The organism is Mitsuaria sp. MSU3D (assembly GCF_056867975.1).
In genome coordinates this window covers 2,423,169-2,446,925 of the sequence record NZ_CP200314.1, presented here as the reverse complement: position 1 = coordinate 2,446,925, position 23,757 = coordinate 2,423,169, and the positions used below count along the sequence as shown (strand labels likewise).

Sequence of the window (23,757 nt, the reverse complement as noted above, 5' to 3'; positions counted from 1 at the left end):
ATGAACGCCCCGATGACGAATGCCGCCACGTCGAACGCCGCCACGGCGGATCCGCTGGGCGCGGCCGCCTACACGCTCGACGGTGCGCCGGTCGCGCGCGAGCGCTTCTACGAGCTGGCCTGCGACCCGGCGCGCAGCGTCGTCGTCGAAGCCTGCGCCGGCGCGGGCAAGACCTGGATGCTGGTTTCGCGCATCCTGCGCGCGCTGCTGGACGGCGCGCGACCGCAGGACATCGTCGCGATCACCTTCACCCGCAAGGCCGCCGGCGAGATGCGCGCGCGCCTGAACGAATGGCTGCACGAGTTCGCCCACTGCGACGACGCGGGTCGCGTGCTCGCCCTGCGCCAGCGCGGGCTGCCGCAGGCGCAGGCCGTCGACCTCGCGCCGCGCCTGGCCACGCTGCAGCAACGGCTGCTGCAGGACGCGCGGCCAGTGGAGATCCGCACCTTCCACGCCTGGTTCTCGCAGCTGCTGCGCGCCGCGCCGCTGGAACTGCTGCGCGCGCAGGGCCTGTCGCCGGAACTGCAGCTGCTGGAGGACGAAAGCGACCTGATGCCCGAGCTCTGGCAGCGTTTCCACGCCGCGGTGCTCGAGGACGAGGCGCTGCTGACGATCTACCGCGACCTGAGCCTGATCCACGGCCGCAACAAGCTGCTGGACTGGCTGACGTCGGCCTTCGAGAAGCGGGTGGAACTGCGCCTCGCCCACGCGCACGGCCGGCTGATGGACAGCATGCCGACGGCGGCCGAGGTCGTGCCCGAACTTGCCGCATTCGCCGCGCCGATCGAGGCCTTCGCGCCCCTGCGCGCCGAGTTGCAGGCGCTCGCGATCGAGCTCGGCCAGTCGACCAAGGTCACGCCGAAGAAATGCGCGACCGCGCTCGAGCAGGCGCTGCAGCTGCCCGACGAGGAGGCGCTCGTCGGCGTGCGCCAGGCGCTGTTCACGGCGGAAGGCGCGCCGCGCAAGAACCTCGGCGACTCGCCCGCGTTGTCGTCGGCGATGGACCGCCTCCAGCGGCTGCTGCTCGCGATCGAGCAGGACCGCGCGCGCCTGTGGCACCAGCAGATGTGCGCGCTGGCCTTGACGCTGCTGGATGCGTTCGACCGCCTCAAGCGCGAGCGCGGCATCGTCGACATGAACGACCTGGAGCGCGGCGCCCTGGCGCTGCTCGGGGACGCGGACCTGTCGGGCTGGGTGCAGGAGCGGCTCGACAGCCAGGTCCGGCACCTGCTGATCGACGAATTCCAGGACACCAGCCCGCTGCAATGGCATGCCTTGCATGCGTGGCTGTCCGGTTACGTCGGCGCGGGCGGCGGCGCCAGCGGACAGCGGCCGCCGTCGGTCTTCATCGTCGGCGACCCGAAGCAGAGCATCTACCGCTTCCGCCGCGCCGAGCCCCGCGTCTTCGCGGCGGCGCGCGATTTCGTGCGCGAAGGCCTGGACGGCGTGCTGCTCGCGTGCGACCACACGCGGCGCAACTCGGTCCCGGTGCTGGCGGCGGTGAACGCCGTCTTCGAATCGGCGAGCCTGGCGCAGCAGTACAGCGGTTTCCGCCCGCACACGACGGAGTCGGGCAGTGGCGATCCGCTGGACGGTGTCTTCTTCATCGCCGGCGACCAGACCTCCGATGACGAAGCGACCGAAACGACGCGGGAGGAGGGCACCTGGCGCCCGAGTCTGACCGAGGCGCGGCGCGAGCCGGAGCTGCATCGCCGCGAGGCCGAGGCCGGGCGGATTGCCGCCTGCATCGGTGATCTGCTGGCCAAGCGCGAGGTGCAGCCGGGCGAGATCTTCGTGCTGGCGCGCAAGCGCGAGGGCCTGCGCGTGCTCGCGCAGATCCTCAAGGGCCAGGGGATCGCGCATGCGGCGCCGGAGGACATGGCGCTGCTCGACGCGCCGGACGTGCGCGATCTGCTGGCGCTGCTGGATGCCCTGGCGTCGAGCGGCCATCAGCTGTCGCTGGCGCACGCGCTGCGCAGTCCGCTGTTCGGTGCGAGCGAGGCGGACCTGCTGTGGCTCGCCGCCGAATCACGTTCCGTGAAGTGGCTCGGTCAAGAGCAGCAGGAGCAGCAAGCGCAGCAGGCAGAACAGGAGCAGCAGGAGCAGCCCCCCGCGGACAGAGAACCAACGCAGGCAGCGGGTGCTGCAGGACCGGCATGGGGCTTGGGGGTCCTGGAGGGATCCCCCATGCCCCGTGGAGGGACCGCTGAGCCGGAGCAGGTGGGCGATCTCTCGCCTGCGGACCCACGTCCGGAGGCGCCGCAGCAGGAAGGTCCGACGACCCGCTCCTGGTGGGAGACGCTCCTCCAAGCCGATCCTGAGGCCCTGAGCGAGCCGCTGCGCCGCGCGCAGGGGTTGCTGTCGCGCTGGGCGTCGACGGCGGTGCTGCGCAGCCCGCACGACCTGCTCGACGCAATCGTCCATGAGGGCGACCTGATGGCGCGCCTGGCGGCTGCCGTGCCGGCCAGTGAGCGCCGCGCGCGGCTGCATGCGGTGGAGGCGCTGCTCGCGCTGGCCCTGGAGCTGGATGGTGGCCGGTACGCCGGCCTGTACGGCTTCGTCCGCGCGCTGAAGAGCCGCGCGCTGAAGCTGGCGGCCCCCGCCGAGCCCGATGCCGTGCAACTGCTGACGGTGCACGGCGCCAAGGGGCTGGAGGCGAAGGTCGTGATCCTGATGGATGCGGAGGCCGGCCCGGCGCGCTCGGAGAGCATGGCGCTGGCGATCTCCTGGCCGGTGCAGGAGGCCGTGCCGCGGACGGTGGCCTTCCTCGTGTCGGAGGCGAAGCCGCCGCCGTCGCTGCAGGCCCTGCTCGACGACGAGAAGGACCAACGCCAGCGCGAGGAGCTCAACGCGCTGTATGTCGCGATGACGCGCGCGCGGCACCGGCTGCTGCTCAGCCGCACGCCGGCGAAGCGCCAGAGCTCATCGGGGACGTGGTGGACGCGGGTGCAGCCGCAGGCCGAGGCGATGGCGGTGCCGGAGGTCGCGGACGGTCTGCGCGTGCCGGACGAGGACGTCGCGTGTCTCAAGGTGCTACCGCGGGTCGAGCCGCTGCCGGCGGAGGTGGCGAACGCCGGCGCGGACGTCGGCCAGAGTCCCGACGAGGTCGACGACAGCGCCGCCCTCGGCGAGGCGCTGCATCGCGTGCTCGAATGGCACAGCGGGCCGCAGGGCGGCGCGCATGCGCTGGACCGGCTGATGGCGGCCGCGGCGCAGATGTACGGCCTCGACGCGCGCCGCACGGAGCGCCTCGAGCGCAGCGTGCGGGCGATCCTCGGCAGCGGGGACTGCGCGCCGTTCTTCGATGCCGCCGCGGTCGACTGGCACGGCAACGAGGTGCCGCTCAGCTGGAACGGCCACGACATGCGGCTGGACCGGCTCGTCAGCCGCCGCGACGGCGCGGGCGTGCGCACGTGGTGGGTGCTCGACTACAAGCTCCACCCGGCGCCGCAGCGCAATCCCGAGTACATCCAGCAGCTGTGGCGCTACCGCGAGGCCGTGATGGCGCTGCAGCCCGGCGAGCCGGTGCGCTGCGCCTTCATCACGGGCCAGGGCCGGTTGGTCGATTGCACCGAGGCGGTGGCCGGCGCGGCCGATCTCTTCGCCTAGATTCGATGCCTTCTTGCTCCCTCTCCCGCTTGCGGGAGAGGGCAGGGGTGAGGGCGAGCCGCGGTGGAAGTACGCCAGCTCAGGCCGGCGAGCCGTAATCCCCTTCGGACGGCCGGCTGTGCCAGGCCACCGACGTGGTCGTCGGCCACGGTCCGCCGTCGCCCAGTCGCTGATGCACCGCCTGCGCGCTCAGCGCCGCGGCCTCCAGCACGCGCGTCAGCGCCTGGAGCTCCGCCATCGCCGGCTCCGCCATCGACGTGCGCAGATAGACGTTGCCGCGCAGGCTCAGCAGCACGAACGGACGTCCCTCCACGAGGATGTCCTGCGTCGCCTGGGCCAGCCGCTCGGACAGGTCCTTGTCGAGCCAGGCCATGACCAGCTCGCGGTTGATGCCCACCGCGCCGAAGCGTTGCCGCACGAGCTTGGACTCCATCTGCGAGTGCTTCGGGAACATCACCAGCCAGCGCATCTCCTCGGGCGTGTCCGTGTCCACGCGCGTGCGCAGCGTGTCGGTGTAGGCCTCGAAGACGCTGCTCTCCAGACGCTCCATCAGCTTGCGCTCGATGAGCATCATCTGCATGTCCGGATTGATCTTGAGCTCGCAGCGCATGCGCAGCTCGAAGCCGTCGATGTAGCTGCGCTGCGAGGGCCCCCACTCGATGCGGGTCAGGCCGGGCAGCGTGCGGGGCAGGTCGATGACGAACCCGCGCCCGTCGCGGGCGTGGCGCAACTGGCCGCCGCGTTCCGAGGCCCACTCGCTCAAGGGACGCCACCGGGCCGCGTTGGCACGGGCGGCGAACCACTGTTTGATTTGTTTGATTACCATGAGGCGGGACGATGCGCGTGGGGCCCGGGGTCCGTGCATTGAAGCGTCGACGGAGTGGTCGATCGACATGTGGACGAACAGGGCTTCGCGCCCGAACGGAGAACGCTTGATGATCGAAGTGTATTCATGGCCCACGCCCAATGGCCACAAGGTGCACATCATGCTGGAAGAGTGCCGCCTGCCTTACCGGGTGATTCCCGTGGACATCGGCGCCGGCGACCAGTTCGATGCGAAATTCCTCGCCATCAGCCCCAACAACAAGATCCCCGCGATCGTCGATCCCGACGGGCCGGACGGGCAGCCGATCTCGCTGTTCGAGTCCGGCGCGATCCTGCTGTACCTCGCCGGCAAGACGGGGCAGTTCCTGCCGCCGGACACGCGCGGCCGCTACGAGGCGCTGCAGTGGCTGATGTTCCAGATGGGCGGCGTCGGGCCGATGCTGGGCCAGACGCATCACTTCCGCATGTACGCCCCCGAGAAGATCGAGTACGCCATCGACCGCTACACCAACGAGGCCAAACGCCTCTACGGCGTGATCGACCGGCGGCTGGCGCGCAGCAAGTACATCGCGGGGCCGGCGTACGGCATTGCCGACATGGCGATCTTCCCGTGGCTGCGCGGCGCGAAGAACCAGGGCGTGGAGATGGCGGACCATCCGCACCTGAAGGGCTGGTTCGACGAGATCGCGAAGCGGCCCGCGGTGGTCCGCGCCGTCGAGGTGCTGGCCGAGAAGCGCCGTCCGCTGGTCGACGACAAGGCGCGCGAAGTGCTCTTCGGCAAGACCCAGTACGAGCGGCGTTGAGGACCGCAGACCCGGTCCGGCCGGGCGCCGGCGCACGCTGATGTGGCCGGATCGACCGAGGCCGCGCCGCTTCGTCGGCGGGGTCAGATCTTGCCCAGCCGCGCGCGGTCGCCGAGCTCGGTGAGCCAGCGGCGGCCGTCCTCGCGGATGGCCGTCGCCAGGCCCTTGTCCTGCAGCCGCTGCTGCATCTCCTCGCTGACCGGCATGCCGCCGGGCGATTGGGGGAGGAAATAGAGCGCGGCGCGCTCGTCCTCGGTGATCACGAGGTCGGGGGGCGGGACGGGGAAGCTGAAGGTCGGCGGCGTGGACATGCGCCGCAGTATCCCTCAGGGTCGGGCTCCGTTCAGGCCGTGGCCGCGGCCTTGATCGCGCGGGTCCGGCGACGGCCCGCGAGGCCCGCCGCCAGGGCGGCGATGCCCAGCAGCGCCAGTGAACCCGGCTCCGGCAGCTCGCCCGCGGCGAAGGCCAGCGAATTGGCCATCAGCAGCGCGCCGTCACTCGACGGGACCCAGCCGCCGGGCGACACGTCGCTGGAGGTGGGGAACATGTTCAGCCCGACGACCACGCCCTTGTGGTCCATGCGGTAGCCGGCCAGCGCCTGTCCGTTGCTCCAGTCGGCGACGATCTCGGTGCCGGCCTTGGCCGTGAGGCGGTAGCACAGCGCGGACGCGCCGCCGTTGAAGCTGGTGATGTCGCGCATCAGCGGGCTGTCGGACCGGACCACCTGGCCCAGGCCGCCGCAGGAGTTCTGGTTGTTGCTGGTGTTGAAGACGTCGTAGTTGGCGGAGACGAAGCGGCCTTGCATGCCCTTGAATCCGGAGGTCGCGTGCGACAGGCCGGCTTCCACGACGCCGCCGCCGAGGTCCACGTAATCCGCCAGCACGTTCCCCAGCTGCAGGGCGCTGGCGAAGGGCACGGTGGCGCTTTCGTTGTAGACCAGCACGGCGTCGTAGGCCGTCAGCATGGCGAGCGTGGGGGTGCCCGTGGCGACGTTGAAGACGTCGACCACGCCGCTGACCACGCCGGTGGCGGCGATCTTCGACTGCACATCGGTCAGGCTGCCCGCCTGCACGGGCGCACCGAGGATCAGCACCGAGGCCTGCGCGGCCGCGGCGGTCGCGCACAGCAGGGTCGCGGCCAGGGTGGCGCGGAGAGGGGGAAGGAGGGTCGAGCGCTTCATCGGGGGTTCTCTCTCGGACGGTCGTTCTTGTGGTCGTTGGCGGGAGGCCACGGAAACGGGAGGCTAAAGCAACATCCAAGCCATTGGGTGCGAATTCCCGGTGCCTCAAGCACTTGCGCCGGTTGTCCCTGGAGCAGGGGTCAGCGGGTGTAATGAATCCCGACACTTCCGGCGTGGAAGTTGCTTCGCGGAGCGCCCGGCCGGGCGCTTGCCGGCCTCCCTTGTAATGCGGGGGTAAAACACCGTCGGCGCGCGTGGCGCCGGGCGACGGTTGGAGGGAAACTTGCCCAGGCGTGAAGGTGCAACCTGCTTGTCAGCGGGGAGCGATCCTGATCACACCGCGATCACAACGCAAAAGGAGTCCTCATGTCAGCCAAGCCAGACCACACCGACGCCGTCGGCGGCGTCGAGAGTCACAACGGACGCTGGTTCGTCCGCGAAGTCGTCGGCGAGGCACCGCCGTTCCGGGCCCGTTACCTGGTGATCGCCGCGCACGCCGCGAACGGGGGCAAGCCGGAACTGAACGGCTACTGGCACGAGCTCGAACGCAGCTTCGACACCTGGAGCTATGCGGCCGACGCGGCCTTGGAGGCCGCGCAGCGGACGATCGATTTCAGGCCCTGAATCAGGGCCGCGTCGCTCGGCTTGGCATGTTCTTCGGCGCTCGATGAGCGTCTCAGGCCAAGCGGCGCGCGCAACATCGCGCGGCCACGCCTCGCGGCGCCGGCGCGCAAGGCCGCAGTGCCGTCACATGCCCGCGGTGATCTTCTTCTGCAGCGCCTTGTACTGCTCCAGGCGCGGGCCGCCGAGCGCGACCGCGCGCTCGATCGCGAGCGAGGCCTTGTAGCGCTCGCCCTGTTCCATCAGCACCTGCGCCAGGTTGTTCCAGCCTTCGGGCAGGTCGGGTCGCACGTCCGTGAGCCGCGCATAGTGCCGGGCGGCAGTGCGGCGGTCCTTGGCCGCGTAGGCGGTGTTGCCGGCGCCCAGCAGCAGCACGGGCTCGCCGGGCCAGCGCGTCAGCGCGGCCGTGTAGCCCTTGCGCGCGGCCGGCGCGTCCAGACGTTCAAGCGCCGCCAGCGCGGCGCCCGTCCCCGCTCCGTCCAGCGAGGCCGGCAGCAGGTCGGGCGGGAGCGTCGTCATCGCCCAGTAGTCGCCACGCGCCCAGGTCCGCTCGAAGACCGGCAGCTCGATCTCCTGCCGCGCGGTCTTGCCGCTGTGCAGCAGGATCGTCCGGCGCTGCTTGTCGTAGCCGACGGCGACGGCGTAATGCCACACCGGCGCGACGTCCAGCGACAGGTTCTGGAACACGATCACCGGATGCCCGGCGGCGACCTCGGCCAGCAGCGCGTCCAGCCGCGGCGGCAGCACATAGGCCGGCAAGCCCTGGCGGCGCGTCGCGACCAGCATCTCCGTCTGCAGCGAGCCCTTGCGGCCCGGCAGGAAGACCTGCGGCTTCAACTGCTCGACCGTCGTGGACTTGCCCGCCGTGCGCAGCAGCATCGCGAGCGCGGCCGGGCCGCATTCGTAGTCGTCCTGCGCGATGAACGGCGTCTTCGCGGACAGGTCCACGCGCGCCGGCAGGTCGGCGGGCCATTGCCGTTCCAGCGCCTGCAGCTGCGGCGGCGTGCTCGCGCAGCCGCCCAGCAGCAGCGCCAGCGCCAGCATCGGCGCGGCCAGCGGAATCAGCGGGCGGGAAGTCCGCGCGGAGCGGACGAGCCGGACGGGCCGCATGATCGACATGAAGACCTCAGCGGATCGATCGCGTGAACGGGAAGACCTTGGTGAAGCCCAGGATGTCGGTGATCAGCAGGATCACGAACACGGTGAAGATCAGACCCAGCACCTCGCCGCCGGCGGGGGCTTCGGCGATGCGGCCGTCGAGCGAGCGGATCTCGTCGTCGGACATCGCGTCCACGCGCGCCTGCGCGGCGGCGGCATCGACGCCTTCCTTGACCATGGCCTGACGCACGTCCTCGCGGGCGAAGAAGGCGTTGACGCGGACGCGGCTGTCGGCGGCGGTGCCGGTGGGCGCGGCGGGCTGCACCAGCGCGTCGGTCGGCACGACCTGCGCGCTCGCGTGCATCGGCAGCGCCATCAGCGTGCAGGAGGCGATCAGCATGGACGCGATCGCGCGTTTGGCCAGTGAAGGACGCGAAGCGGTCACGGTGGCGATGGCGCCGGAGCAGGCGGCGTGGGAAGCTTGTTCTTGTCGGTTCATGGTCGGACCTGGAGGGAGGATGGAGAAATCCTAGGTCCGCGCCCGATGCTGTTACAAGTTCGATTACCGGGCGTCACATCGGATGCAATTCCCGGGTGATCGGGTGTCAGGACAGGCTTGAAGAACGTGATAAGGCGATGCCGCGCCAACGCGGGTCACGCTCCGCGCGCTGATGCGCCCATCGGGCTTCAGTGGCTCAGTGGCTCTGTACTTCAGCGCTTCATCGATCGCAGCGTTGGCCGCTGGCGCTGCGCAGGATCCAGCGCTCGCCCTGGCGGGACAGCAGCGCGGTGGAACTGAGCGTGCCGAGGTCGCAGGTCGTCGCATCGACTTCGGCGAACTGCGCCAGCTCGACGGTGTCCGCGTCGCGCCAGCGCATGAAGCGGAAGCTGATCGCGGTCTGCTCCGGCGTGGGCTGGAATCGGTAGCGCTCGACGAGGCGGCCGTCCTCGCGGCTCCAGAGGACCACGCCGTTGAACTCCTGGCCCGGCGACGCGTGCGTCACCACCAGGAAGCGACCGTCCGGCGACGGGTTGACGTTGCCATGCATCTCGTAACGCGTGCCGTCGGCGCGGGAGATCCACAGCAGTTCACTGCCGGCCGGCAGCGTCGCGCGCACGACGTAGAACTGGCCGTCGGGCGACAGGCCGTCGAGGCGGAAGTCCACGGAAGGCAGCGCCGGATCGGCGGGATCGGATCGCTGGCTGTCGAGGACCACCGGGCGGCCCTTGACGACGGGCAGCCACAGGCGCAGGTCATCGCGGCGTGCCGCCACGCCGAGCCGGCGCAGCACCTCGGCCTCGGCCTGGGCGCGGAACTGTTCGTCGGAGCCTTCCTCGGCGACGAGTCCGCCAGCGGTCGCGGTCGAGGGCGCGAACAGCATGCCGCGCGGCGCGAGTCCCACCGAACCGACTGGGCGGGGCGGCGCGGGCCAGACGTTGGAGGAGGCTTCGGCGGCGACGCCCGTGAGCATCAGCGCGACCGCGATGGCGGCGCGAAACGCGCGGCCGACGCGGACGGCGGGAACCATGGCGGAAGCGGCGGCCAGGAGAACGGCTGGCAGGGCAGCCGGAACGGCGGGCGAGGCGGACAACATCGGACGAAGGCGCGGGCGCGGGCGGAACGGGGGGACGGGGTGACTAGGCGCCGCAGTCTAAAAGGGCCTCCGTGCGCTGGCCCACACACGTTACGCATGGTGACAAGACCTGCCCCCGGGCGGGGTCAGGTCGTGAGGTCGGACTCCTCGAACGGGCGGGTCAGCGCTTGCAGCGCGGCGCCGTGACGTCCTTGAGCGACCAGTTGTCGCCCTCGCGGGTGAGCACGACCAGCGTCTCCTCCATCGCGTCGCGGCAGGTGAGGGGATCACCCTGCGTGGTCCGTTCGAGCTCGATGGTCCGGTTGTCCTTCCAGCGCATGAAGCGGTAGAGCGCGTAGCGATCGCCGGGTTCGTGGCGGAACTTCTCGACCAGCCGGCTCGAGGCGCGCTCCCAGATCAGGATGCCGTTGAAATCCATCAGCTCGGAGGCGCTGACGACCGCGAGCAGGCTGCCGTCCGGCGAGGGCTTGGGCGTGGCGCGCAGCCGGTAGCGCTCGCCGTCCTGGCGCGAGACCCAGATGACGTCGCTGCTCTCGTAGTAGGTCGCGCGCACGACGAAGAACTCGCGATCCGGCGACAGGCCGTCGAAGCGGTAGTCCTCGTAGGCGGCCTCGCTGTGACCGCTGGCGTTGGGCCAGACGCTGTCGAAGATCTCCGGCCGGCCCGACACGGTGGGCAGCACCAGCCGCGAGCCGGTGCGCTTGATGAGGTCGTGCCGGCCCGCCGCGTTGGCCTTGCGGATCGCGTCGGCCTCGGCCTTGGCGCGGAAGGCCTCGTCGGAGCCTTCATTGCCGGCGGCCTGGCCCGGGTCCGCCTCCGGCCGCGCGCGCTGCAGGTCCTTCGTGAAGTCGCCCTTGGGCGCGATGCCGGACGGCTTCGGCAGCGGGGGCGGCTTGTAGGGCTGCTGCTGCGCGGACGCGGGACCGGCGGCCGCCGCCACCAGGACGGCGAGCGCGGCCAGCGCGGTCGACACAGTCGACGCGCGCGGGGCGGCGGAGCGGGCAACGGATCGGACGAAGGAGCGCATGAAAGTCTGTTCAGTTCAACCGTGGATCGCCGCGGCGACGATCTGGCCGATGGAGATGCACATCGCCGCGACCACGACGGCCAGGGCCATGTTCTTGTGCTCGACGATCTCTTCCCACAGCTTGTACGGGGTCAGCTTGTCGATGACGACGAAGCTGATCCAGAACACCAGCACGCCGATGAGGGCGTACAGGATGGAGCCCAGCACGATCGCGGGCTTGAGCCATTCGAAACCTTCCATGTCGTTCTCCTGATCGGTCCTGATGTCGGACGTGAAGTCGGTGGGGAACGGCGGGCGGAGATCCGAGCTGCCGGAGTGTCTCCGCGATTGCCGTCGTCGTCGTGGTGACTCTGGGTGACTCTGGGTGAGACTGGTGACTACTTGTGGCCGCCGCCGCCGCTGCTGTAACCGCCGTACGAGCCGCCGCTGGAGCCCACGTAGCCCACGCCGGAGCCGCGGCTGCTGCGCTTGCACTGCTGGTACTCGGCGCTGGTCTCGCCGTAGGTGTCCTTGTAGCGGTCGCAATCATCCTTGCTGCAGGCGCGCAGCATCGCGAACAGCACCGCGATGATGAAAATCCCGATGATGATGTTGCGCAGCAGCTTGCCCTGGTCCATGCCCGACGTCACGTCGCGGCGCAGCGCCGGCATCTTGTCCTCGGGCAGCGCGGAGAAGCGGCGCACCTCCGCGGCGTCCACGGCGCGGCCGTGGCTCCAGGTGACCTCGTTGCCGGCCTGCTCGCTGCTGAGCAGCTCCAGCCGGGTGCCGTTGCGCCATTCGTAGTCGCGGACGAGGGCGCGTTCCTCGCGCTTGACGCGCCAGTAGAACTCGCCGAGCACATAGGTGACCTTCGCGGTGTAGGTCCACTTGTGCTTGAAGTCCTTGTCCTTGTAGCGGACGGATTTCGCCCCCGCGTTCGACGGCGCGCCGGTGATCGGGCGCACGACGCTCCAGCCGTCCTCGGTGTCGACGAGGAAGGCGAAGCCCTCCATGCGGCTGAACAGCAGGTACTCGCGCCAGAAGGTCTGTTCGTCCTCGCCGGACTCGGGGAGGTCGCAGCGCTCCAGGTAACCGACGACCTGCCAGGGCTTGGGCGTGCCGCCCTCGATGGCGAGCATGCCGGTCGTGCCGAGCGGGATCTGCGGCTCGCCGCCGGTGTTCTGGCGATAGGCGGCCAGGTCGGCGCCGGCGCCTTTCGAAACATCGACGACGGACTTGCACTGGCCGCAGACGATGGACTGTGTCGTGCCTAGTTTCGGTTCGAGCGCCGCGCCGCAGTTGGGGCAGGGCAGCGCCTTGGATTGCAGCGTGGCGCCGCTTTCCTGGCGCAGACCGGTCAGCGCGAGGTCGGCGAGCTGGACCGCGCGTCCGATCGACCAGGTGGGCTGGGCCGGATCGCCGTATTCGAGTGTCGCGACCTCATCGGCGGTGTTGCGCAGGTCGACGACGGGATAGCTCTTCGCGAGCTGCGGCGGGTGCGGCAGTTCGCCTTCGGCGGCGGCCAGCGTCGCATCGACGATGGACGCGACCTGCCACGCCGTGCCGGCCAGCATCTGCAGCCCGCCGGGCCGCAGCGTGGCGGGATCGGGCGCGCGCTCCTGCAGCGGCGCCTCGAAGCTGATGACGAAGCTGCCGTTGTCCTCGGCCAGCCAGCCGCTGCGGGGCGGCTGGTCGGCGCTGGCGTCGAAGAGGATGTGCCACTCGTTCCAGCTGCCGTCGGCATAGGCCATCTGCAGCCGGCCGGCCACGACGAAGCCCGCGCCCGCGTAGCGCCCGGCGGCGCCGAGCTGCAGCGGCGAGTAGTCCTCGAACAGTTCCGAACTGGTGCCGATCTTGCGCAGCGCGTCGCCCTCACGCAGCAGCGTGGAGCGGCAATAGCTGCAGACCGCGCTGGCGGACGCGGCCGAGGCGAACTCGACCGGCGCCCCGCAGTTCGGGCAGTGCGCCTGCCAGCGGCGCTGGGGGGAAGCGGTAGCCAATCAGGACCCGGAACGAGACACGCCGGGTGGCGTCAGCTGAGCTTCTTGAGCAGCTCGGCCTTCTTGGTCGCGAACTCCTCGTCGGTGAGGATGCCCTTGGCCTTGAGGTCGCCGAGTTTTTCCAGCAGCAGGAGCACCTCGTCGGCGCTGGCGCTGACGGGTTGCGGCTGCACGGGAGCGGCTGGCTGCGCGGCGGCTTGAGCGGCCGCCTGGTTGGCGCCGGTCAGGCCCTGCTGCAGCTGTTGCGCCATGGTCTGGCCGAGCGCCAGCCCGGCGCCCAGGCCCATCGCGTCGCCCGCGATGCCGCCGCCGCCCGAGCCCACGCCTTCGGCGAGCTTGGGGATGGCCTGCGCGGTCTGGTACTGCATGAACTGGCCCATGTTCTGGCCGATCATGCCCATGCCGATCTTCTGGTCGAGGATCTTCTGCAGCTCCTCGGGCAGGGAGACGTTCTGCAGGGTGACCATCTCGAGCTTGAGGCCGAGCGCGTCGAAGGACGGCGCGGTGGCTTCCATCAGCGCCTTCGCGAACTCGACCTGGTTCGCGGCGAGGTCCAGGAAGGGGATGCCGGACTGGGCGACCGCGTCGGAGATGTGCTGCAGCATCAGGCCGCGGAGCTGGCCGTCGAGCTCGGTGACGGTGTAGCGCTCGCGGGTGCCGGAGATCTCGGTGTGGAACTTCTTCGGATCGACGATGCGATACGAGTAGTTGCCGAACGCGCGCAGGCGCACGGCACCGAAGTCCTTGTCGCGGATGGTGACGGGCTGGGTGGTGCCCCAGCGCTGGTCCACCTGCTGGCGGGTGGAGAAGAAGTAGACGTCGCTCTTGAAGGGGGACTCGAAGAGCTTGTCCCAGTTCTTGAGGTAGGTGAGGACCGGCAGCGTCTGCGTGGTCAGCTTGTACATGCCGGGGCCGAACACGTCGGCGACCTTGCCTTCGTTGACGAAGACGGCCATCTGCGATTCGCGGACGGTGAGGGAGGCGCCGTACTGGATCTCGAAGTCCTGCATCGGGTAGCGGACCGCGAGGACGCCGTTGTCGTCCTCCGTCCACTGGATGATGTCAATGAACTGTTTCTTGATGAAGTCCATCAGGCCCATGGCGCTGCTCCACGAAAGGCACGGTCCAAGTCGACCGTCGCGAGGGAGTATCCCTCAGCGGCGGGGCGACCTTGGTCACCCTGAGGGGGGAGGTTTGTGCGGATGGAGCGACGCCGTCCGACCTACCTCGAGGTTCCGCAACCGGCCGCCGTCGGCGTCCACAGCGTCGGTGTCGAGGCCGGGTTCCAGCCGGCGCCGGCCCACGCGGTGTGCGTGACCAGGGCCTTGTAGGTCTTGCCCTGGTAGCTGACGACGGTGCCGACGTTGAAGGTCTTGCCTTCGCTCCATGCGGGGCAACTCGGCGCGGGCGCGGGCGAAGGGGCCGGTGCGGGCGACGGTGCCGGGGCCGGTGAGGGGGCTGGAGAGGGTGCCGGAGCAGGAGACGGCGCTGGGGACGGCGCAGGAGAAGGTGCGGGCGCAGGCGGCGGCGGTGGCGGCGTGGCCCCGCTGGTGTCGGTGCCGTGGGTGGCGGTGGTCCAGCCGAGGAACTCGTACCCGCCCTGGTCGGGGCCATGCGAGCGCACGTACGACTGGAAGTTGGGGATGGCGACGCCGCGGCTGACGTAGCCGTTGAGCGCCAGTTCGGTGTAGCCCGATTCGGTGTGATAGCTGCGGCAGTCGCGCACGCCAGAACCGTTGCTCAGCGATTTCGCCATGTACTCCAGGCCCATGGCCAGACGTGGCAGCGCGTCCTTGGCATTGGGCTTGTGCATCCAGACCGAGTTGTCGCCCTGGTTCGCGGCCATCTCGGCGGCTTGCGCGATGCCGATCAGGTTGTACTGCGGGTGCCAGCAGTCGCGGGCCTTCAGCTCGTTGATCTCGCCGTTGCCGTAGATCGACACCGGGATCATCTCGATCAGCCGCGTCAGCCCCGCGGCGTAGCGCGTCGGGTTGTCCTGGAAGACACCGGTGGCCATCATGCCGAGCGCGGCCGAGACGGCCCAGTTGTTGACACGCGATTGCGCCTTCGCGGTCTCGGTGTAGAGGCGGTCGACGAAGCCGTTGAAGCGCGTGACTTCGGCGGCCGGCCAGTTGCCCAGGCCGCCGCCGTGATGCCGCAGGATCTCGGCCGCGCTGATCCACACCGGCAGCATCCACGCCGCTTCCAGCTGGACCTGTGCGGCGTTGGTGCCGGAGGCGACGGTGAAGCCGCGGAAGGTCGTGGCCCAGTCGTTGAGGATGGCGACGGCCTTGTCGCGATGGCGCACGTCGTTGGTCTTCACCCATCGCAGGGTGTTGAGGTAGGCGGCCATCGCATCGTTCTTGAAGCGCGATTCCTGCGGACCGCGGGCGCTGCCGACGACCTCCACGGTGGTCAGGGCCTGATGCGCATACGTGTAGTTGCTGCGCGAGTCGGCGAGGACCACGGCATAACCCGTCTTGATGCCGCTTCCGGACGGGGAGTTGGCCGAGGCCTTGAACGTGTCCAACCGCGCCTGGCTCATGAAGATGCCCGGGTGCCGGAACTTCGCGGGGGCCTTGGCCTGGATCGTGGCGCGATCGCCGTCGTCCTGCGCGTCGGGCGCGGGCTCCGCGTCCTGTGCGGCGACGCGCGGGTCGAATCCCTCGCCACCGCCACAGGCCGTCAACGCGGCCAGCAGGATGGGCGTGAGCGTCCATCGGAAACGTCGGGCCAAGGTCGCTTGTGGCGAGCGTGCGTGGCGCTTGGAAGTGTCCAGTCCGATCATGTTCGTGAAGCTCCGCTGATGAGGGCGAGGCGACTTTACGAACCTGAAATCCTGAGGGATGTGACGGTGGGTAATGAGATGCGAGCGGGGAAACGACTGCGCGAAGGAGCTACCGAAAAAGGGGTAATCGCCGGATGCCTTGCCGGCCTTTCGCCGAGCAATGGCCCTGTCAGGCCAATCGCCCTTGCGCCGCTTCCGCCCGCGCGAGCACAGCGGCCACCTCGAAGAAGACGAGCCGGCGCCGCGTCTCGATGCGGGTGAACTCTTCCGCCGACGGAACGAGCTCCAGATCGCCGAAATGGGCGTGGCGCAGCCAGCCGCTGAGGCAGGCCTGCGCGATGAGCAGGGCGCGGTCCGTCGACACGCCGTCGGCGGCTTCCCCCGCGATGCCGAAGATCGCGCGCAGCGGGATACCGGCCGCGTCGGCGGCGAAGAACTCCTGGGGGACAGGCGCCGGCGCTCGTCGTGACGAGTCGCCGGGGAGGCGGTCGTTGGCAGTCACTGGCGGCGCCCGTTGGGAAGGGATCGCCAGTCTGTCGGGCCGCCGCCCGCCTCGCGTCCGTGGAAACCCGCCGCAAGCGTTTGGCTTTGAGCGTTGCCCGCACGGAGCGGCGCGACGGAGCGACCGGCGCACAGAGCGCGCCTCGACATCGTCATCCGGAGGGCGCAGTCGTGACGATCCTGGGGAAGGTCAGTAGCCGCTAGTCTCCACCGGCGGTTTCCCTCGCCGCACCTGATCGCGAGCCAGGGCCTCTTCCTTCATCAGGCGGCCGTTCGCGACGTGCCGCACCAGCCACGGCAGCGTGCGCAGCTTGGCGCCGCTGGCCGTCGCCGGGATCCAGGCCTTCGCGCATTTCTCGAAGAGCTCCGCGTTGAGCGCGAGCCGCGATGGCGTCATCCCCAGCAGCAAGACCTGACCCGCGTGCAGCGCCACATTGCCGCCATCGGCCAGCGCGGCCGGCAGTTGCGACAGGTCGTCGGTGGGCCGCGCCATGTGGCCGAGCTGTCGGATCTGTTCGTCGAAGACCGGCGGCATCCATCCGCCGAAGGCCGCCATCTGCCGGCAGAACGGGCCTCCGCCGACGAGCACCGCGCAGACGTCGGGCCGAGCGGCGTAGACCGTTCGATGAAGCGCCGGCGCGCCCGTGCCGCGGCCCTCGGCCGGCGCGAGCGGCATCGTCCGCATCGAGGCGTCCGTGGCCGTTCCCCATCCCAACTGGCCGTTCGCGGGATCGCGCAGCGAGAGACTGTCCGCGGCGTCCGGCATGAGTCCGCGCGCCAGCAGCCGCTGCCGGAGGCTGAGCCACGCATCGCGGAGCGCGTCGTCGCTCATACCAGCGCCATCACGTCGTCGAAGCGGTTCAGCGCGTCGTCGATGACCTCGTCGGTGTCGGCCAGGCTCGTGTAGAGACGGCTGCCCGCGACCGAGATCAAGCCGTGCGCGGTGAACGCCGCACCCATCTCCTCCATCATGTGCTTGCGACGCTTGGCCTCGTCCTTGACCTTGATGAGCTTCCACAGGCTGCTCGTGTCGAGCAGCAGCACGCCCGAGGTCTGCAGATGCACGATGGAGCCGAGGTTGTAGGCCACATACGGCAGACCGCGCCGCTGGATGATCTCCTCCAGTCCCATGCGCAGGCGCTCGCCGGCCCGACCGGCCACGGCCGGCGCGTTGGTGCGCTCCACCTCCAGGAGCGAGTGATAGCCCGCCACGCAGCTGAGCGGATTCGCCGACAAGGTCCCGCCGACGAAGGCGCGCCGCGAGGTCGTCCCGATCCCGCCGACGAGCGACATCATGATCTCCCGCTTCCCCCCGATCGCGCCCGCCATCGGGTAGCCGCCGGTCAGGCACTTGCCCAGCACCGTCAGGTCGGGCGTCACGCCGAAGTAGGCCTGCGCGCCGCCCATGCCGGCGCGGAAGCCGGTCACCACCTCGTCGAAGATCAGCAGCGCCCCGAACTCGTCGCAGAGCGCGCGGACCTGCGCATTGAACTCGCGGTGCACGGGCCGCGTGCCGCTCTCCGGCCCGAACGGCTCCAGAAGCACCGCCGCCGTGCCGCCGCGCAGGCGGTTCCAGCGCAGCAGCCGGCGCAGCGCCTCGGGATCGTTGGGCAGGCACTCCTGCGTGTGCGCCGTGGCGCCGCGCGGGATGCCGATCGCTTCCATGCGGCCCGTCTTCGGCAGCCGCATGCCGTAGACGAGCTGGTCGCTCCAGCCGTGATACGCGCCGCCGATCTTGATGACGCGCTGACGCCGGGTGAAGGTGCGGGCCAGCCGCACTGCGCCCATCACCGCCTCGGTGCCGGAGCCCAGCATGCGCAGCATCTCCACGCCGGGCATGTGGCGGCAGACGAGCTCGGCCAGCTTGACCTCGTACTCGTGCAGCAGGCCGGTGACCGGACCGCAGTCGTCGAGCAGCGCGTGCACCGCCGCGCGCACCGCCGGCGGATTGCTGCCGAGCAGCGTCGGGCCGCCGGCCTGAAGGAAGTCGATGTAGCGGTTGCCGTCGATGTCGGTGAGGTGCGCGCCCTCGGCGCGCGTGATCGCCAGCGGGAACGGATGGTTGAAGGCGAGGTTGTGCTGCACGCCGCCCGGGATCACGGTGGCGGCCTGCTCCGCCAGGCGCTTCGACCCGGCGCAGTGATCGTCGAACCAGCGCAGGACCTTGGGCATCGCGTCCGGCCGGATCGGCCGCATCGGCTGGTTCACGAGCGCCGCGAAGCGCTCGTAGAGCGCGTGCGTGTCCGGCCAGGCGGGAACCGCGGGTGCGTTCGGCGGCAGGGTGCCGGATGGCGAAGCGGCATGGCGCTCGCCTTGCGCGGGCACAGCGATGCCGGCGGCGGTGGGCGAGGTGGGGGTGGGGGCGGAGGCAAGCGTAGACATCACGGTCCCTTGAGATGAAGCAGCAGATCGCGCACCGGGGCGAGCCTGGCCCGCAGGCCGGGCTCGCGGCGGACGCGTTCGTCGATGCGCGCCGCCAGCAGGTCGCGGGCGAGCGTCTCGAGGCGCTCGACGGCTTCGAGCGCGGTGGCGCTGTCCGCGGCGCAGCACAGGATGCCATGGTTGCGCAGCAGGTAGGCCTGGCGGTCTGGGCGGACGGCCTTGGCGAGCTTGCCCGCCAGCCAGGCGGTGCCGGACGGCGCGTAACCGACGACCGGCACCTCCGCGCCCAGCCAGCGCCGCAGCGCCTCCGGCACGACCAGCGGCTGGCCGATCAGCGCGCAGGCGCTCGCCAGCGGCTGGTGCGTGTGGATGCTGCAGCCGACGTCCGGTCTGGCGCGCAGCACGCGGGCATGGAGGGCGGTCTCGACGGAGGGCTTGCGCGCGCTGCGCCCCGCATCGGTGTTCGCGTCAGTGTTCGCGTCGATGCGCGCGGTCGTGCGCGCATCGTCGACCACGGCCAGGTCCGACAGCCGCAGCACGCAGACGTCCTCGGGCCGCATGACGAGGTAGTCCGTGGCCGACGGCGTGACGGCCACGAGCTCGTCATCGATGCGCAGCATCAGGTTGCCGCCCGTGCCGGCGAAGTAGCCGCGCTCGGACAGGCGCAGGCAGAGGTCCACCACGTGCCGGCGCTCGACCTCGTGCTTCATGTCGCGGCTCCAGTCGCCGGGGCGGTCCTGACGCCTGCCGCCGCGTCCGTCTCGGGGACCCGGTTGATCCGGTGGTACAGCGGCGCCAGGCGCATGCGGACTTCCTTGAAGGCTTCGAACTTGTCGCCGTAGAGCCGGCTCAGCGCGGTGGCCGGCTCATAGATGCGGCGCGTGCGGCGCAGCGTCGCCAGATCGCCGAAGCGCAGCGCGCCGGTGCCGATGCCGGCGAGGAAGGTCGCGCCGATCGCGTTGGCCTGGATCGGATGCTCGAGCTGCCGGATCGGCTGGCCGGTGACGTCCGCGAAGATCTGGCACCAGACGTCGCTCTGCGCGCCGCCGCCCACCGCCGCGATCGTGCCGGGCGAGCGCCCCAGCAGCCGGGCGAAGGGTTCCATCATCCAGCGCGTGTTCAGCGCGACGCCCTCCAGGAAGGCGCGGAAGATGTCCTCCCGCGAATGTTCCAGCGAGAGGTTGATCAATCCCGCCCGCAGCAACGGATCGTCGACCGGCGTGCGCTCGCCGAAGAGCCACGGCGTGTAGATCAGCCCGCGCGACCCCGGCGGCACGCGCGCGGCGATCTTGTCGAGCAGCTCGTAGACGGCGGGGTGTTCCTCGTCGGAGGCCAGCTCGTCGGGGTGGTACAGGATGCGGTCGCGCAGGAAGGACAGGTTGGCGCCGGCCGTCGACTGCAGCGCGAGCGCGAGATAGCGATCGTCGACCGCGCAGGGCACCGCGGCGATCTTGTGGCGGACGTCGGTCCGCATCTCCGGCACGTGCGCGCCCAGCCACGACGAGGTGCCCAGGTACAGGTGGGTCTCGAAGTCCGACACCGCGGCGCCGACCGCGACGGCGGAGGTGTCGACGGCGCCGGCCACGACCGGCGTGGACGCGGAGAGTCCCAGCGCCGCGGCGACGTCGGGGAGCAGCGGGCCCAGCACGTCGGTGGACCGCACGATCGGCGGCAGCTTGCCGGCGTCGAGTCCCAGGCCGCGGATCAGCCGGTCGTCGTAGCGGATGCGCGAGGGATCGCGGTTGTCCGTGACCCAGCTGGTGAGGATGGAATCCTGCGTCGCGCAGAGTCGCCCGCAGAGACGGTAGTTCAGGTAGTCGAGCGCGTTGAGGAAGCAGCGCGTGGCGTCGTGGACGGCGGGCATCTCATCGCGGATGAAAGTCATGTGGCCGGCGGCATCGCGCCCGCTGAGCGACGGCGCGCCGCCGGTGAGCCGCAGCCAGCGCCAGAGCTTGTGCGGCGCGTAGCCCTCGATGTTGAGCCAGCGCCCGCGCAGGCGACGCTTGATCGCGGCGGCGCCGCGCGCGTCCAGCCAGCTGAAGGCCGGACCGATCGCGCGGCCGTCGTGGCCCAGGCAGACGGTGACCTCGGTCTGCGTGGAGCAGCACACCGCCGTCACGCGCCGCCGCCGCGCCGCGTCGGGCGCGAGCACTTCGCTGGCGGCCTCGAGCAAGGCCCGCCACCAGGCTTCCGGATCCTGCTCGGCCCGCGCGCCGTCGACCACCAGCGCAACGGGACGGAAGGCCCAGGCCAGCACCTCGCCGTCCAGGCTCACCAGCGCGCATTTGCAGCCGCTGGTGCCGAGGTCCACCGCCAGCACGAGCGGCGAGTTCGGCGAGGTGAACGAGGGGGACGAAGGGACCGACGATGTCATCAGAACTTGCGCGACACGGAGACGACCAGCGTGTTGTTGTCCTGGCGCTTCCATCCGTCGCCGTCGGGGATCATGAAGAGTTCGGGCCGATGCGTGCTGGTGGCGACCCATTCGGCGGTGAAGTTGAGGCCCCAGCGCTGATGGGTGATGCCGATCGAGTAGTCGCTGAAGTCCGCCTCCTTGAAGTGGCGGATCTTCTGCGTGCCCGCGTGCAGGTTCAGCGTGGTGGTGGGCGTGAGCGGATGGCGGTAGGTGAGGTCGTAGAGCAGGCTGCCGCGCGAGTTGTGGTCCCCGCGCGCATAACACTCGAGCGCCGGCGTGGGATCGACGGCGGCGACGAGGATCTGGCCGCAGACGCCGCCAGTGTCCGCGCCGCGGTAGGTGCGCGAGAGCACGTTGAGGACGCGCCCTTCGAGCCTGCCCCAGCCGATCTCCAGCACGGCGTAGGCGGTGTCGTAGCGGGTGCGGCGGAAGTCCACCGGCACGCCGGCTTCCATGTCGATGCCGCGCGGCGCGTCGAACTTCGCGCCGGGGAAGAACTCCTTGGCCAGGCCCACGCCGAAGTGCCAGCCGTCCGGATCGCCGAAGCGGTAGCCGGTGCCGAGCAGCAGGTTGACGCCGTCGCCGTCGGTGAAGGCCTTCTTGCTGACCGTGGACAGCTGCGCGAGGCCGATGATCCCGGACTCGTGCGCGAGCTGCACGCCCAGCTGCAGCGACGGCTTGCGGCCGGAATCCGACACGCCGCGGTTGCGCAGGTCGGAGAGCAGCTTCACTTCGGTCTCGACGCCCATCGTGGCGGTGCCGGTCTCGTCGGCGCGGGCGGTCAAGGGGCAGAGCGCGCCGACGGCGGCGGCGAGCAGGAAGGCGGAGGTCGTGCGGGTCATCTCGGGTCTCCTCGTTCTGGTGTTCAGGATTTGCAGACGGGCGAGCCGGGCAGCTCCGCCACGCGCTTCATCTGCTCGGTCTGGCCGAGGATCTCGGTCCCGATGTAGGCGCGGATGTAGAGGTCGCCGCTCTTCACGCGCAGCGCGCCCTTGTATTTCTTCTTGTCGCGCGGGTCGTAGACCCAGCCGTCGCGCCAGGCCTCGTTTTCGTAGCGGTCCAGCTGCGCGATCTGGATGCCGCAGGTGTCGTTGGACTTGCCCGCATCCTTGTCCCAGACGATGCGGCCGCACAGCGCGGCCGGCTTGTCGTCGCAGGGCTTGAACTCGATGACCGCGCCGCCGTCGGCGCTCAGCCATCGGCCCTTGGCGTCGTCCGGGCCGGCGGCCATCGACAGGCCGGGGATCAGCGCGGCGCACAGCGTCGCGATCACGATTCCCGTGGCGGGCCAGGGCCGGATCCCAGGGAAGCTTCGTCGAGAAAGGGCTGGTCGAGCTGCCATCGCGTCCTCTCCGGAGGGGTTCGCCCTCGCGTCATTTGGATAGTGATGGCTATGGTATAGCGATGACTATCTAATTTGATTTGCGGAGAAACCCTGGCGGACTGCGGTCGTCGGTCGCTGTGGCAGAGCTGAAGCCTTCTTGCTGACTGCGCAGGCTGCTGGCCCTCACCCCCACCCTCTCTCGCAAGCGGGAGAGGGGGCAAGAGGAGCCAGCGCCGCGAGTCGAGCCGGTCGGACTCCCTCTCCCGCTTGCGGGAGAGGGCAGGGGTGAGGGCCAGCGGCGGTGGAAGTGCTGAAGCCTTTTCGATCAATCCGCCAAAGGCCGGGCGGGCGCGCGCGTCAGCGGCAGCGCCAGGATCGCCAGCGTCGCGAAACCGGCAGCCACGAAGGGCACCGGCGCGACCTCGTCGCCGGTGACGACCAGCGAGGCCATCAGCGGCCCGAACGCGCTGCCGAAGAGCTGGGCGGCGGGCACCAGGGACGCGACGCGTCCGCTGCCGTCGACGCGGAAAGCGAGCGCCATCTGGAAGGGCAGCATGAACAGCCAGGTGAAGGTGAACAGGCCGCACAGCGCGGCGAAGACAGCAGTGCCGCCTGGCCCGGTTCGCGCGATGCCGAGGGCGCAGAGCCCGAGCACGACGGCGCATCCCAGCAGCACGGGCCGCACCGGCAGGCGCCGCACGAGCCAGGTGCCGACGCTGCCGCCGACCACCTGCATGCCGAGCCCCGCGGCGATGAGCGTCTGGACGGCCAGCGCGGAGAAGCCGGCGCGGGTGCCGAGCGGCTCGGCATAGGCCCACAGCGCGCCGAGCGTGGCGAGCTGCAGGAAGACGACCAGCAGCGTGCCGATGCGTGGCCGCGTCCAGGTCATGCCGATGCCGACCTGGCTGACCGTGGGCGTGAGCGGGCCGAGCGGCCGCGCGAACAGCAGGGCGAGCAGGGCGGCCAGACCGCAGAGCCCGGCGAGTACCGCGAAGCCGCCCGGCCATCCGTGCGAGGGAATCACGAGATGCGCCAACGCGAGGCCGAGCAGCGATTGCGCCAGCGTCTGCACGACGAAGAAGAGCCCGGCCAGCCGCTCGGGCACGGCGGCCCTGACGATGACGGCGGTCGTGCTCCAGACCATGAGACCTTCGGTGAGACCGGCGCCGGCGCGGACCAGTCCCACCGCCAGATCGCCCGCGACCCGCATGGTCACGAGATCCAGCGCCGCGGCGGACAACGCGGCGATGACGGTGATGACGCGCAGCGACCGCACCGGCAGCGCCAGATCGCCGATCAGGACGCCGAGGCCCAGGGCCACGATCTCTCCCATGGCCACGAGGCCGACGCCCTCCAGGGTGACATGGCCGGCTTCCAGCAGCGCGCCCAGCAGCAGCGGCTGCAGGCCGAGCATCAGCAGCGCCACCGAGCCGACGACGATCGCCAGCGTCTGCGCGCCACGGGTGCTGGTCGAAGCCGCGGCCGGAGTCGTGAAGGGGAGTGTGCTCATCTCGGCGCAAACCATGCGTTGGAAGATGGCTGGAGATCTTATAGTCATGGCTATCGTTCCGGGGTGCTCGCCAACCCTGGAACAATCCCGCAGAGCCCA

General features: G+C 70.4%; 22 protein-coding genes. 3 read left to right on the top strand and 19 right to left on the bottom strand.

From position 1 onward, the window contains the following. Entirely contained in the window at window positions 1-3,609 is a 3,609-nt protein-coding gene (locus AC1VNM_RS10665) for a UvrD-helicase domain-containing protein (protein WP_483106913.1), read from the top strand. A 79-nt stretch (window positions 3,610-3,688) separates the two neighbouring features. Here the strand turns inward: AC1VNM_RS10665 and AC1VNM_RS10660 are convergent, their stop codons facing one another. After that, entirely contained in the window at window positions 3,689-4,372 is a 684-nt protein-coding gene (locus AC1VNM_RS10660) for a hypothetical protein (RefSeq protein WP_483106912.1), read from the bottom strand. 172 nt (window positions 4,373-4,544) lie between these two features. Between AC1VNM_RS10660 and AC1VNM_RS10655 the strand changes: the two genes are divergently transcribed. Then, window positions 4,545-5,237: a glutathione S-transferase N-terminal domain-containing protein gene (locus AC1VNM_RS10655; protein ID WP_377154076.1), complete on the top strand. Its 693-nt coding sequence runs from the start codon at window positions 4,545-4,547 to the stop codon at window positions 5,235-5,237. A gap of 83 nt (window positions 5,238-5,320) precedes the next feature. Here AC1VNM_RS10655 and AC1VNM_RS10650 read toward each other — a convergent pair whose 3' ends face one another. Both AC1VNM_RS10650 and AC1VNM_RS10645 read right to left on the bottom strand, forming a co-directional pair. Beyond that, complete coding sequence (locus tag AC1VNM_RS10650; protein WP_377154078.1) at window positions 5,321-5,548, bottom strand: hypothetical protein; 228 nt, start codon at window positions 5,546-5,548, stop codon at window positions 5,321-5,323. 32 nt (window positions 5,549-5,580) lie between these two features. After that, entirely contained in the window at window positions 5,581-6,417 is an 837-nt protein-coding gene (locus AC1VNM_RS10645) for a PEP-CTERM sorting domain-containing protein (protein WP_483106911.1), read from the bottom strand. A 366-nt stretch (window positions 6,418-6,783) separates the two neighbouring features. Between AC1VNM_RS10645 and AC1VNM_RS10640 the strand changes: the two genes are divergently transcribed. Next, the gene (locus AC1VNM_RS10640; protein WP_377154082.1) at window positions 6,784-7,041 is read left to right on the top strand and encodes a hypothetical protein; all 258 of its coding nucleotides are present in this window, start codon (window positions 6,784-6,786) and stop codon (window positions 7,039-7,041) included. 123 nt (window positions 7,042-7,164) lie between these two features. On the opposite strand, the gene AC1VNM_RS10635 is transcribed toward AC1VNM_RS10640, so the two are convergent. From AC1VNM_RS10635 to AC1VNM_RS10560, 16 genes are all read right to left on the bottom strand, one after another. Further along, window positions 7,165-8,157, bottom strand: coding sequence for a PA2778 family cysteine peptidase (locus AC1VNM_RS10635; protein ID WP_483106910.1), 993 nt, complete (start codon window positions 8,155-8,157; stop codon window positions 7,165-7,167). Window positions 8,158-8,164: 7 nt separating this feature from the next. Further along, entirely contained in the window at window positions 8,165-8,635 is a 471-nt protein-coding gene (locus AC1VNM_RS10630; RefSeq protein ID WP_483106909.1) for a PA2779 family protein, read from the bottom strand. A gap of 220 nt (window positions 8,636-8,855) precedes the next feature. Beyond that, window positions 8,856-9,665, bottom strand: coding sequence for a hypothetical protein (locus tag AC1VNM_RS10625; protein ID WP_483106908.1), 810 nt, complete (start codon window positions 9,663-9,665; stop codon window positions 8,856-8,858). Between the two features lie 226 nt (window positions 9,666-9,891). Beyond that, a complete protein-coding gene (locus AC1VNM_RS10620; RefSeq protein WP_483106907.1) occupies window positions 9,892-10,758 on the bottom strand; it encodes a hypothetical protein in 867 nt (288 codons plus the stop codon). Window positions 10,759-10,773: 15 nt separating this feature from the next. Further along, window positions 10,774-10,998, bottom strand: coding sequence for a DUF350 domain-containing protein (locus AC1VNM_RS10615; RefSeq protein ID WP_297525741.1), 225 nt, complete (start codon window positions 10,996-10,998; stop codon window positions 10,774-10,776). 137 nt (window positions 10,999-11,135) lie between these two features. Beyond that, window positions 11,136-12,737, bottom strand: coding sequence for a DUF4178 domain-containing protein (locus AC1VNM_RS10610; RefSeq protein ID WP_483106906.1), 1,602 nt, complete (start codon window positions 12,735-12,737; stop codon window positions 11,136-11,138). A 32-nt stretch (window positions 12,738-12,769) separates the two neighbouring features. Then, entirely contained in the window at window positions 12,770-13,837 is a 1,068-nt protein-coding gene (locus tag AC1VNM_RS10605; protein ID WP_483106905.1) for an SPFH domain-containing protein, read from the bottom strand. Window positions 13,838-13,959: 122 nt separating this feature from the next. Next, a complete protein-coding gene (locus tag AC1VNM_RS10600; RefSeq protein WP_483106904.1) occupies window positions 13,960-15,474 on the bottom strand; it encodes a carbohydrate-binding protein in 1,515 nt (504 codons plus the stop codon). Between the two features lie 220 nt (window positions 15,475-15,694). After that, on the bottom strand, window positions 15,695-16,027 hold the full coding sequence (locus AC1VNM_RS10595; protein ID WP_483106903.1) for a hypothetical protein: 333 nt from the start codon (window positions 16,025-16,027) through the stop codon (window positions 15,695-15,697). A 189-nt stretch (window positions 16,028-16,216) separates the two neighbouring features. Continuing rightward, window positions 16,217-16,858, bottom strand: coding sequence for a class II aldolase/adducin head domain-containing protein (locus tag AC1VNM_RS10590; RefSeq protein ID WP_483106902.1), 642 nt, complete (start codon window positions 16,856-16,858; stop codon window positions 16,217-16,219). Then, the gene (locus tag AC1VNM_RS10585; protein WP_483106901.1) at window positions 16,855-18,408 is read right to left on the bottom strand and encodes an aspartate aminotransferase family protein; all 1,554 of its coding nucleotides are present in this window, start codon (window positions 18,406-18,408) and stop codon (window positions 16,855-16,857) included. The genes AC1VNM_RS10590 and AC1VNM_RS10585 overlap by 4 nt, the downstream gene beginning before the upstream one ends. Next, window positions 18,408-19,118: a class II aldolase/adducin family protein gene (locus AC1VNM_RS10580; RefSeq protein ID WP_483106900.1), complete on the bottom strand. Its 711-nt coding sequence runs from the start codon at window positions 19,116-19,118 to the stop codon at window positions 18,408-18,410. Before AC1VNM_RS10580 ends, AC1VNM_RS10585 begins: the two co-directional genes overlap by 1 nt. Next, window positions 19,115-20,782, bottom strand: coding sequence for a xylulokinase (locus AC1VNM_RS10575; protein WP_483106899.1), 1,668 nt, complete (start codon window positions 20,780-20,782; stop codon window positions 19,115-19,117). The genes AC1VNM_RS10580 and AC1VNM_RS10575 overlap by 4 nt, the downstream gene beginning before the upstream one ends. Beyond that, window positions 20,782-21,666, bottom strand: a complete 885-nt coding sequence (locus AC1VNM_RS10570) for a TorF family putative porin (protein ID WP_483106898.1) — start codon at window positions 21,664-21,666, stop codon at window positions 20,782-20,784. Before AC1VNM_RS10570 ends, AC1VNM_RS10575 begins: the two co-directional genes overlap by 1 nt. A gap of 23 nt (window positions 21,667-21,689) precedes the next feature. Next, window positions 21,690-22,097 (bottom strand): DUF2147 domain-containing protein, encoded by a 408-nt coding sequence (locus AC1VNM_RS10565; RefSeq protein WP_483106897.1) that lies wholly within the window; start codon window positions 22,095-22,097, stop codon window positions 21,690-21,692. 376 nt (window positions 22,098-22,473) lie between these two features. Further along, window positions 22,474-23,658, bottom strand: a complete 1,185-nt coding sequence (locus tag AC1VNM_RS10560) for an MFS transporter (RefSeq protein ID WP_483106896.1) — start codon at window positions 23,656-23,658, stop codon at window positions 22,474-22,476. Window positions 23,659-23,757 lie beyond the last annotated feature (99 nt).